Source organism: Colwellia sp. MB02u-9 (assembly GCF_014077085.1).
In the GTDB taxonomy this organism is placed as follows: domain Bacteria; phylum Pseudomonadota; class Gammaproteobacteria; order Enterobacterales; family Alteromonadaceae; genus Cognaticolwellia.
In genome coordinates, this window is record NZ_JACGVF010000073.1 from 1 (window position 1) to 11,700 (window position 11,700).

General features: G+C 39.6%; 10 protein-coding genes and 1 tRNA gene. 7 read left to right on the forward strand and 4 right to left on the reverse strand.

Annotated features, from left to right (window positions below; all coding sequences use genetic code 11):
• From ftsY to H4J65_RS05115, 6 genes are all read left to right on the forward strand, one after another.
• Positions 1–1,178, forward strand: a 1,178-nt coding sequence (ftsY, locus tag H4J65_RS05090; RefSeq protein ID WP_259367534.1) for a signal recognition particle-docking protein FtsY, incomplete at its 5' end; no start/stop codon positions are given.
• Between the two features lie 11 nt (positions 1,179–1,189).
• Positions 1,190–1,891: a cell division ATP-binding protein FtsE gene (gene ftsE, locus H4J65_RS05095; RefSeq protein WP_182137086.1), complete on the forward strand. Its 702-nt coding sequence runs from the start codon at positions 1,190–1,192 to the stop codon at positions 1,889–1,891.
• The gene (gene ftsX / locus H4J65_RS05100) at positions 1,881–2,858 is read left to right on the forward strand and encodes a permease-like cell division protein FtsX (RefSeq protein WP_182196308.1); all 978 of its coding nucleotides are present in this window, start codon (positions 1,881–1,883) and stop codon (positions 2,856–2,858) included. The genes ftsE and ftsX overlap by 11 nt, the downstream gene beginning before the upstream one ends.
• 278 nt (positions 2,859–3,136) lie before the next feature.
• Complete coding sequence (rpoH, locus tag H4J65_RS05105; protein WP_182137088.1) at positions 3,137–4,000, forward strand: RNA polymerase sigma factor RpoH; 864 nt, start codon at positions 3,137–3,139, stop codon at positions 3,998–4,000.
• 337 nt (positions 4,001–4,337) lie between these two features.
• Positions 4,338–6,845 carry a TonB-dependent siderophore receptor gene (locus tag H4J65_RS05110; RefSeq protein WP_182184138.1) on the forward strand — a complete coding sequence of 836 codons (2,508 nt, stop codon included), beginning with the start codon at positions 4,338–4,340 and terminating at the stop codon, positions 6,843–6,845.
• A gap of 411 nt (positions 6,846–7,256) precedes the next feature.
• Complete coding sequence (locus tag H4J65_RS05115) at positions 7,257–7,670, forward strand: hypothetical protein (RefSeq protein ID WP_182137090.1); 414 nt, start codon at positions 7,257–7,259, stop codon at positions 7,668–7,670.
• A gap of 415 nt (positions 7,671–8,085) precedes the next feature.
• Here the strand turns inward: H4J65_RS05115 and H4J65_RS05120 are convergent.
• Positions 8,086–8,161 (reverse strand) — tRNA-His (locus H4J65_RS05120).
• A 293-nt stretch (positions 8,162–8,454) separates the two neighbouring features.
• On the opposite strand from H4J65_RS05120, the gene H4J65_RS05125 reads away from it, so the two are divergent.
• Positions 8,455–9,003 (forward strand): DUF1285 domain-containing protein, encoded by a 549-nt coding sequence (locus H4J65_RS05125; protein ID WP_182137091.1) that lies wholly within the window; start codon positions 8,455–8,457, stop codon positions 9,001–9,003.
• A 1-nt stretch (position 9,004) separates the two neighbouring features.
• Here the strand turns inward: H4J65_RS05125 and hemN are convergent, their stop codons facing one another.
• The 3 genes from hemN to yihI all read right to left on the reverse strand — a co-directional run bounded on the left by hemN (position 9,005) and on the right by yihI (position 11,679).
• On the reverse strand, positions 9,005–10,375 hold the full coding sequence (gene hemN, locus H4J65_RS05130; protein WP_182196312.1) for an oxygen-independent coproporphyrinogen III oxidase: 1,371 nt from the start codon (positions 10,373–10,375) through the stop codon (positions 9,005–9,007).
• Between the two features lie 227 nt (positions 10,376–10,602).
• The gene (locus H4J65_RS05135) at positions 10,603–11,097 is read right to left on the reverse strand and encodes a DUF2489 domain-containing protein (protein ID WP_182196316.1); all 495 of its coding nucleotides are present in this window, start codon (positions 11,095–11,097) and stop codon (positions 10,603–10,605) included.
• A 9-nt stretch (positions 11,098–11,106) separates the two neighbouring features.
• Positions 11,107–11,679, reverse strand: a complete 573-nt coding sequence (yihI, locus tag H4J65_RS05140; RefSeq protein ID WP_182137094.1) for a Der GTPase-activating protein YihI — start codon at positions 11,677–11,679, stop codon at positions 11,107–11,109.
• Positions 11,680–11,700: the final 21 nt, after the last annotated feature.

Genomic DNA, 11,700 nt, shown 5'->3' on the forward strand with positions numbered 1-11,700 from the left:
CTGTCACTCTCCCGCTCGCGCTGTCGAGTTCCGGTGAAGATCAGGAAAAGAACCAGGACGCAGTTGCGGACTATGTTGTTGCTAATGTTGATCACGAAACGGATCAAGAAGCGCACTCAGACGAGCATGCGATCACTGATGAGATAAATCAGAAGCAAAATCATCATCAAAAAACAGAGCAAGCGCTAGAAAAAGAGCCAGCCATAGAGGAAGACTTAGCTGCAGAGCCAGAGCCAGAGCCAGAGCCCAAAGTTGGCTTTTTTGCCCGCTTAAAGCAGGGCTTATCTAAAACACGGCAAAATTTAGGTGGTGGGCTTTTCAGTTTATTTAGCGGTAAAAAAATTGATGAAGCGTTATTTGAAGAACTCGAAACCCATTTGTTGCTAGCCGATGTAGGTGTTGAAACCACGACAAAAATTATTACAGCGTTAACAGAGTCTGCATCGCGTCAGCAACTAAAAAATGCCGAAGCTTTATATGATTTATTAAAAGCTGAGCTGAAAAAAATTATTGAACCTGTTACCCAGCCCCTAGTGATCCCGTCATCTAATAGCCCTTATGTTATTTTAATGGTCGGCGTTAACGGGGTAGGTAAAACCACCACTATTGGTAAATTAGCTAAGCAATTTCAGGCCGAAGGTAAGTCGGTTATGTTGGCAGCAGGAGACACTTTCCGTGCTGCGGCCGTTGAACAATTACAAGTATGGGGTGATCGAAATGATGTGCCTGTCATTGCTCAACATACAGGTGCTGATAGTGCTTCGGTTATTTTTGATGCTATCAGTTCAGCTAAAGCGCGTGGTGTTGACGTGTTAATAGCCGACACAGCTGGGCGCTTACAAAATAAAAGCCATTTGATGGAAGAGCTGAAAAAAGTGGTACGAGTCATGAAAAAACTCGATGTTAATGCTCCCCATGAGGTAATGTTAACCCTAGATGCGGGTACCGGACAAAATGCCTTAAGCCAAACTAAACTTTTTAACGAAGCTGTGGGTTTAACTGGATTAGTATTAACAAAACTTGATGGTACTGCAAAGGGTGGTGTTGTTTTTGCTGTGGCAGATAAGCATGCTATTCCCATTCGCTATTTAGGTGTTGGTGAAAGTATTGATGATTTACGGCCATTTAATGGTAATGACTTTATTGACGCCTTGTTCACACGCGAAACACAAGAGTAATAAGACTTGATATGATCCGATTTAATAACGTTAGTAAAACCTACCCAGGAGGATTTTTAGCACTTAAAAAAGTGAGTTTCACTATTGCTCCTGGGGAAATGGCGTTTTTAACGGGTCACTCTGGCGCTGGTAAGAGTACTTTATTAAAACTCATGAGTGTGATGGAAAAGCCGACGGTTGGCAGTATTGAGATCAATGGTACTGAATTGTCTACCATTAAGTATGCACAAGTCCCTTATGTACGTCGCGGTATTGGTATGATTTTTCAGAGCCATAATTTGTTACCCGACCGCACTGTCTTTGATAACGTTGCGCTGCCTTTGATTATTGAAGGCTATAGCCACAAAGAAACTCGTAAGCGTGTTGAAGCGGCACTTGATAAAGTGCATTTAACCAGTAAATTAAAGTGCTTTCCTAATATGCTTTCGGGTGGTGAACAGCAACGTGTCGGCATTGCTCGGGCGATTGTTAATAAGCCACCCATATTACTAGCAGATGAACCTACGGGTAATTTAGACCCTAAGCTTTCATTAGATATTATTCGATTATTTGAAGAGTTTAATGATATGGGCATCAGTGTGTTAATTGCGACTCATGATTTAGGGTTAATTGCCCGCATGAGGTATCGCACACTGACTTTAAAGCAAGGTCATATGATCACCGACGGTATTGTTGATGGTTTACAAACGATAAGTGAACGTAATGGCAGCTAATGATACTCGCCACAATAATAGCCAGCATTTAAACTGGACTGGACGTATTACTGCCAGAGTTTTACGGCATTTACAGCAAGCCATAGGGAGCTTAGGTGACTTGTGGCGCACACCCTTTACTTCGGTGATGACCGTACTTGTTTTAGGTATTAGTTTAACCTTGCCTGCCACCTTACATTTGTTTGTAAAAAACACCCAAACGGTGACCGAACAATGGAATTCTGCCTCAGAAATCACCTTGTTTTTGCAGCTATCAACCTCGGACAAAGTCGCACAAAACCTTGTGCAACGTATTCAGCTTTACCCTGAAGTAGCCAATGTTGTTTATATTTCGGCTGAACAAGCGTTAACTGAGTTTAAAGTGAGTTCTGGTTTTGGCCAAGCATTGGAATATTTAGATGAAAACCCATTACCGGCAACCTTATTGGTAACGCCAATTAAACGTTTTAGCCAGGCACAAGCTGCCCATGAGTTATTACTTAAATTAGAACAAGAGCGCGCTGTTGATCAAGGTAAACTGGATTTGGAATGGCTGACTCGATTACAGGCCATAGCAGCTCTGATAGAAGACGTTGTTATCGGTATCGCCATATTATTGTGTTTATCCGTAGTCTTAATTATTGGCAATACCATTCGATTGGCCATACTTAACCAAAAAGATGCGATTGCTGTGATGAAATTAGTCGGCGCGACAGATGATTTTATTCAGCGGCCATTTTTATATGCGGGCATTTGGTACGGGTTACTCGGTGGTTTTGTCGCGAGTATTTGTGTCGCTATTTTAGCCAGCTATATTTCTGGCGCTTTACGCCAGTTAACCGATCTGTATCAAAGCCAATTCGTTTTGTCAGGCTTATCATTTAACGAATTAGCGATATTACAACTCACGGCAATTGGCTTAGGTTTATTAGGCAGTTTCATTTCTGTACGCCAACATATCCGAGCAATTGAGCCAACCGCAGATTAATGTCCTCTGTTTGTAGTTGCCTTTTTTACTCACCATCACCTTGTAACTTATACTAATTTTTATCTTGGTGACAAAGTTTAACAAATTATTCATGAAAAAATTGAAAGAGAGTATTGTTTCACTCTGTCTTCTAAGCTAGTGTTAGTTCATTAAAATCATGTTGATCTTTCATGCACCCTGCGCCGTATTATTTTCATTTACCACTAAAATGAGGATCTTGAGGTGGTTTGGGTATTTATGTTATTATCATCGACCAGATTAGATAGAGGAGTTATTAAATGAGTGAAGCAATGCAATCAATGGCGTTAACTGTGCCCAAAAGTGGCAGCATTGAAGCATACGTGCAATCAGCATATAGCATTCCGATGCTAACAGCTGAAAAGGAACGTGAATTAGCAACTCGTTTATATTCTGAAAATGATTTAAAAGCGGCGCAAGAGTTAATTATGTCGCACCTTCGTTTTGTTATTCATGTTGCTAAAGGCTATGCCGGCTACGGTTTACCACAAGCTGACTTGATTCAGGAAGGTAACATAGGTTTAATGAAAGCCGTTAAACGCTTTAATCCAGAAGTGGGTGTGCGCCTAGTATCATTTGCTGTGCATTGGATCAAAGCTGAAATTCATGAATTTGTGCTAAAAAATTGGCGTATCGTTAAAGTTGCCACGACCAAGGCACAACGAAAATTATTTTTTAACCTACGCAAAAATAAAAAGCGTTTAGGTTGGTTTAGTCACGATGAAGTCCATAATGTTGCTGAAACCTTAGGTGTAACCCCCAAAGATGTTTTGGAAATGGAATCTCGGATGAGTAATCAAGATCAAGCCTTCGAATTATCAACTGATGATGATGATAATGCTAGCGCCAGTACTTATTCTCCAGCGCAATATTTAGAAGATAAACAATCTGATCTTGCTACTGAAGTAGAAGATTCGAATTGGGAGCAGCACGCCAATAAAAGGTTAAGTAATGCTTTAGTCGGTCTTGACGAACGAAGCCAAGATATTATTCGTACTCGTTGGTTACATGACGAGAAAACTACCTTACAAGAGTTAGCGAATAAATATGAAATATCAGCAGAGCGCGTTCGACAATTAGAGAAAAATGCCTTAGCAAAGTTAAAAGGTGCCATGGCAGCCTAGTGCTAAAAAACATAATTTAAACCGGCTTTCTGCCGGTTTTTTTATGTGCAAAATAAACTGCCTGTCTTGGTTACATGGCTGTAAAGCATGATAATAGAAAACTCTTTATAGCGAAAACAAAATTATTGTGATTATAAAACAAACACTTAAATCTAGGTTAAGGGTGAGTTTTTAACATAAAGTAACATGATCGAAATAAAAGTTACAAAACTCTAACGTTACATTACAACTCTTCAACATTAAATAACAAACCTCACTGAACTTTTGTCGCAAAATTGCTCTAGGCGATAAAACGCCGCTTTATAAAAAAGCTAATCATCGATGTTTGGAGAATTTAATGTATTCGGAAAAATTTTTAAGCCATGCTATTCGCGTTGCTTTACTCGCAGGTACAACCAGCTCTTTAGTTGTTGCTGGTCAGGTCAGTGCTGCAGAAGAGCAAATGGCAAGTGTTGAACGTATCCAGGTAACAGGCTCACGTATTAACCGTACTGATATTGAAACAGCCAGCCCAATAACAGTAATATCGTCAGAATTTATTGCCCAAAGTGGTTACACCTCAGTAGCAGAAATATTATCAGCACAGCCTACTGCTGCAGGCATGAGTTTAGGTGCTACCACTAATAACGGCTCAGGCGGCACGGCAACAGTAAATTTACGTGGTATGGGTGTTGAACGCACTTTAGTACTATTAAATGGTCGCCGTATGGTGTCATCAGGCACAGGTGCTGATGCAGCCGTAGACTTGAATACCATACCCGTTGCCATGATCAAAAATATTGAAATTCTTAAAGATGGTGCGTCTGCTGTTTATGGTTCTGATGCCATTGCCGGTGTAGTTAATATTATTACTAAAAAAAACTTCGTTGGTACTGAGTTAACTGTTGAAGGCAGCCAAACTGATAAAGGTGACGCTACCAGTAAAGGTATTAGTATTTTACATGGCGTAGAGCTAGCTAACAGTAATTTAGTTTTAGGTTTACAGTATTCTGACCGTGGTGAAATTATTCAATCTGACCGTGACTTTGTTGAACCGGGTGCATCGTCATTTATTCCGCAAGGTTCTTTAGCGGGTCTAGTTGCAGATGCATCAGGTGGTTTTAAGTCAAGAGACACCTCATACGACTATACTGTTGATAGTTACGCACAAACACCTAATGAACTATTAAGCTTTTTTACAGCTTACAATACTGAGCTAGATTCAGATACTGAGCTCAATGTTGATTTAATGTATACACGCCGTGAATCTAATCAGCAATTAGCACCACAGCCAGCGAACTTAGATTTAGTCACCAATAAGTTGAATTCTATACATATTGACAACATTCAAGATGTTTTTGATGAACTTAATTCAGCTATCGATGATCCCGATGATCACCATATTATTGATGATAAAGTAAATTACCGACGTCGTATGATTGACGCGGGTCCACGTATTTACTCACAAAAAACTGATACTTATCGCGCGTCAATTGGCCTTAAAGGCTATTTAGAAAATGATGCTATGTGGGATGTTTCGGCAACATACGGTCGAAATGACTCGAAAGACAGTGTTCAAAATTCGATTCATGCCGGTAATATGGCAACCAGTATCTACCAAGACCAAAGCACTTGGTTCAGTGGCGAAGCATTTGATAAAAGTGTCTTAGTGTCTGAAGGCATTATATACAATGAGGAAAACGAAGGCGGCAATGAGCAATTCACTTTAGCTGCCGGTTATAGCGGCGTAACTGAAAGCGATATTGGTTATGCGCTGGGTTTTGAAACCCGTCATGAAAGTGGTTACTATACTCCTGATGAAGTCACTCAAAAAGGTGAAAGTACCGCAGCACAGCAATTTGCTACTGACGGTAACTATTCTGTGCAATCAGTTTACGGTGAAGTCTCAGTGCCAGTCACAGACGAGTTAACCTTTGAAGCCGCTTCGCGTTACGACCAGTATTCTACTTTTGGTGGTGAGATAACGTGGAAACTAGGTGCTACGTACCGAGTGAATGATTCTTTTATGGTGCGTTCAGTAGCCGCTACAGGATTTAGAGCACCGAGTGTAAGTGAATTATACGGTGGTGACAGCGGCTCTTATGACTACTTGAGTGACCCATGGGATAATGAGTTAGATCCACAAATTAAAGTCAATTACACCAGTGATGAAGACTTACAGCCGGAAGAAAGTGAGTCATTTACTTTTGGTGCTGTGTTGGAGTTAGCTGACAACCTTTCTACGACGATAGATTACTGGGCATTTGATATTACCAATGCCATTAGCCGCGTTGATGTTCAGCAAGAATTGAATGCCTGCTTTAATGGTGCTCAAGCTTCATGTACAGCGGTAAATATTACGGCTGGTGGTGATTTATCTGACCTAAGCGCTCAATTAACCAATATTGGCTCGCAAAAAACTTCAGGTGTTGATTGGAATGTCAGCTATAGCCATGACTTGTTTAAAGTTACTTTTGATACCACGTACTTAATTGAATTTGAACAAGACGACATAGACTACACCGGCACTATCGATGGCAATATTGGTGGTTATGCTGATATTAAGTCTAACTTATCGGTTTCTGGCTATGTCACTGAAGATTTAACCGTACTTTATAGTGCGCAGTTTATTCGTGGCATGGATGGTGAATATTACGGTGAGCAATTTGCCACTGATAATATTATCTACCATAACGTTTCTGCCTCATACTATATTAATGACCAATGGGCTGTTAATGGCGGCGTTAAAAACCTTTTTGATACTGAACCTGAGACAGTACTTGGCGGTAATGATATGGGCACAGTACCCAGTATCTATGATGTGGTAGGTCGAAACATGTTCATCAGTACCTCTTATAACTTTTAACTAACTCAAAGCCTAGGTTAATGATTTGGGTTATCTTAAAAAAGCGATGGCATAACCATCGCTTTTTTTATGTTATAGCTGATCAAGTAGTCTTCAATATTTTGGATCTATTTATGCTGGTTTATTAATAGCAGGCTTAAAAATAACGCTCACGATCAACAAAGATTTAAGGTTATCTGCTTAGTTATTACGGATAGTCAATCTGGCTATTCTTTATTTTTATTATCTAGGATAACTACTGCCACTAAACAGTCTACAATAACCGGTTTTTTAGTTTCAATATTAGGTCAGCAAAGTGGCATTTCTACCCTTAACAATCATTTCAAAAAACTTTGAATTCCAAAAGTCATAGTTGACTTTATTAAGTTGACAACCCCATACTTTGCTAAAGGTAACGAAGGAATACCCATAATGGAAACTTCACCGCAAAGTTATGAAATTATAGTTGATGGTAACATCGTTAATGTTAAAACTTTTGGCCCTTTTAACCAAGATAGTGCACAGACTTATCAACACGATATGCAAAATGTAATCAAACAGCTAAAAGGTAAATCCTGGGCAACCTTAGTTACCTATCAAGATAGTGGTATTTTTACCTCAGAAGCTGAAATAGTACTAACGGAATTAACCGTGTACAGGGCTAAGTTTGGCATGGTTGCCAACGCAAGTGTATTTTACAATAGTAAAGTTACCGATATACAACAGATGCAATTGTCACGGATTTATGAAGCAGCAAAAATACCTTTTCATGTTTTCAGTGAAATCGATAGTGCAAAAAATTGGTTAAACTATTTTTTGGAACACAGCGCACTAAAAAAATGGTAAAGGTCTAGCAATCAACACCTAGCGTGATTAATGGATTCGATTACTCCAGTCAAGAGATATTAAGCTGGTGTTTGAGTAGTTATCGATACAAAAACCAAACCCAATTCAAATCTGGTTAGTAGATGCTAATGTTCGCAGTGTGCCAAAAATGAATGTTCAGATACGAGTCGCCAGCGGCAGCAATAAGCTGTGAGCTGACATTAGCCAGAAATACTTACTAATGTCGTCTATGTACTTTTCTGACGTTTTTCATCTTGCTCTATATTTTACTTTTCAGTAAAAAAGCACAGGAAATAGACAGTAAATTCCAAAGTCAGCTTCAAATACTCACAGAATATGCACAGGAGCGAATGATACCAAGGGCAGTTTGTAGTTTAGAAAAAGGCTGAAAGTCTTGCTTTGAAGGGGAAGAGAATGGGGTGGCTAAAGGGACTTGAACCCTCGACAACCGGAATCACAATCCGGGGCTCTACCAACTGAGCTATAGCCACCACTGATATTACTGAAAGCGCCTAGTGGTAAGGCGCGAGGATTGTATTGCATTTTATAGTGACATGACAAGCAAAATATTGCCTTTCGACTCACTTTTGTTGAATTTTATGGTGCGGGTAAACAATTATCAGTTAGTATGATTGCTATTGAGTGCATTAGCGAAAAATTACGCTAGCGTCTAATGATTTTAGACGCGGTAAATAAGCGAATAGCGACACTTACTTATGTGGCTATTTTAAGTTTTACTGTTAACTTGCTACCATTAGGTAAGTCAGTAATTAGGATAACTATTATGTCATTAGAAAAAATTTCTGCCCAAATTTCAGATTCACAACCGGGTAGTGTGAAAAAAATGCCACCGGTTGAATTATGGGATCCTCCTTTTTGTGGTGATATTGATTTAGAAATAAAGTCAGATGGCAGTTGGTTTTACAACGGCACGGTATTTAAACGTTTGTCTTTGGTTAAGCTCTTTGCCTCAGTATTAAAAAAAGAAGATGAACGCTATTTTTTAGTCACGCCTGTCGAAAAGGTCGGCATCGTGGTTGCTGATGCGCCATTTATTTTAACGCAATGGCAATGGTTAGATGAGCAGAAAACAAGTATGCAAGTGACGACCAATTTAGACGACAGCTTTATTTTAAATGCTGAACATCCACTAGAAATTACCGAAGAGGGTAGTTTATATGTCACGGTCAGACGAAATTTGCAGGCAAAGGTGCATCGTAATGTTTATTATCAGTGGGTAGATTTAGCCCGTGAAGATAACGATGGTCACGGCGCAGAATTAGTGTTTTTCAGCGCCGAACATCGATTTAGTTTAGGCCAACTAGAGAGCTAACTTAAATCACCCGTGAAAAGCGCTGTTGGTTTAGATTTTGCTTCATATAGGCATCAAAAGTCATACAAATATTACGTATTAGCAACCTGGCTTTTTGCTCAACTCGAATTTCATTAAGAGTAATAATGACTAACCCGTCATTAATGAAGGTTTGCAGCAAGGGTAAGTCTTCAGCAAAATATTCATCAAAATTAATAGCAAACTGCTGGCTAATTTTATTTTTATCGATATAAAGATTACACATCAACTCGCGAATAACTTCTCCACGAATAATATCGTCTTGAGATAAGCTGACACCTTTTACCTGAGCGTGTGCTTGAGTTTCTATGGCTTGGTAATAGTGTTTTAGCACTTTGGTGTTTTGACTAAAGCTGTGGCCAATAGCACTAATTGACGACACCCCTAAACCGAGTAAGTCACAACCGCCTTTGGTGGTATAACCTTGAAAGTTTCGGTGTAGAGCACCGGACTTTTGGGCAATTGACAGCTCATCTTCAGGCTTAGCGAAGTGGTCCATACCGATGAAATCGTAGCCAAAATTACACAGCTTTTCAATGGCTAGCTTCATCAAAGAAAATTTTTCATCTGCGCTAGGCAACCATTCATCTTTGAGTTTACGTTGGGCGGCAAAGCGAGAGGGAATATGAGCGTAACTAAATAATGAAATACGGTCGACATCCATTTCATGGGCTTTGTTTAGCGTCCGAGTGAAGGTCTCTATAGTTTGATGGGGTAGGCCGTAGATCAAATCGATATTAATGGCTTTGAAGCCAACTTGTTTGGCATGGGCAATAAATTTTTCAATAAACTCGGTTGATTGTACGCGATTAATGCTTTGTTGAACTTTGTCATCTATGTCTTGCACGCCAATACTTAAACGATTGAAGCCTAAACTATAAAGGTGCTCAGCTAAGTTCATTTCAATTTCACGTGGGTCAATTTCAATACTCATTTCAACTTGCGCTGCAAAGGTAAACTGCGCTTTTAATTCAGCCACTAGTTGGCTAATTTGCTCGTGTCGTAAAAAGCTAGGTGTGCCACCGCCCCAATGTAATTGCTTAACGGTATAGTCTTTAAATAACGGTGCTCTAGAGGCAATTTCTTGTGCAAGAAACTCAAGATAGGTGTTGGCTTTATCGCGATGACGGGTGACAACTTTATTACAACCACAGTAATAGCAAAGGCTATGACAAAAAGGAATGTGTACATACAAAGACAATTCACGGTTCGGTGATGCGACTATCGCTTGTACTAAATTTTCATGGCTAAATTGCTCACGAAATTCCAATGCGGTTGGATATGAAGTATATCGAGGGCCATTAGTGTTATATTTTTTTAAGAGTGTGCTATCAAAAAATTGAGCTGCTTGCATCAGCATTCCAGTTTATCTATTTGGCGCTATTATAGATAAACTAGCCGCGCAAACATTGATCAAGCTCAACGCTGACGGCTTCATTGTCACTTAGGGTTATTTATCACGGGTTTGATTAATTGCTACCCTGGCTTAACGGTGCAATTTTAACGGTGCAAGTTTAGCGGTTAGTGGCAAGCTAACCGTTTTATTATTTGAAGCTAAGTTTGATAAAAGCTAAATTAAACCTAGGACTGGCTTAGCATGCTATTTCGTTCATTAGCATATTGGTGCAGTAGCTCGATATCTTGGCGAATATCTTCCGCCATTTCTGCCTCAAGTTTCATGCGTTCTAAGTCAAGTCTCATGCGAGACTGTTTATCAAGTTTTTTACGTGCCGCTAAAATAGGCATATGTTTTATCGCTTCATAAAACTTGAATACAGCTGGAAATTGTACATTTAAGTCTTGGCTTAACTTTAATGAATCTAGCAATACACTTAAGCGCCAGCAACCTTCTCCCATGTCGCATTGTTCTTCTTTCATCGCGCGCACAATAATAATAACACTGGCGATGATTTTTTTATCGTGCTGTTGCAGGGCTTGTTGCTGCTCTACTTTTTTCTGCTCTTGCTCAAGCTTTTGTTGTTTTAATTGGCGTAGCAGCCTAGTGGCTACTGCTGCTAATACACCAATAATAACGATGGCTAATAAAGCTAGGTATATCCAAGGGTTGGATAGCATTAAATACTCCTATTCAAATTTTGATAAATCACTCTTATCGAACTTGTCCCATAAGTCATCTTCAGAGTCTGACTTTTTAGAGGGTGCTACAATTTCATCTTCATCATCAAGACCTAGTGCTTGACTAATTTTTTCATGCTGCTCCATTAGCGTATTGAAATAGCTAATATCTTCTGATGTTAGTTCTAGGTCATCATCTTGCTTTTCAAGTATTTCAAGCAATCTAGGGTCTTGTTCAATACGGCTTAATTGCTCGGCTAATGACTCACTAGCTTCAACGACACGAATTGCGGCAATAGGTGAGTTGTCTTGAACCTTTTTAATGGCTTTAGTTTTGATCGGTGCAGTCACTTGTTTGCCTAAATCAATAGGTGTTTTGCTACCAATGCGGGGATCTTTGTTTTTGGCAGAGTTCTGACCATGAGCCATGACAGGGCTAGCCTCTTTTTGGCGATTACCCGGCTCTTTACCGTTTGTTTTCTTTGCTCTGCGAGGTGTTGGTGCGACTAATTTTTTGTTGTCATCTTTAACGATGCCAAGAGAACCGGTACCCGGTTTGCGTGATTTTTTAGTACGAGACATAGTAATAACTTAAAATAATAA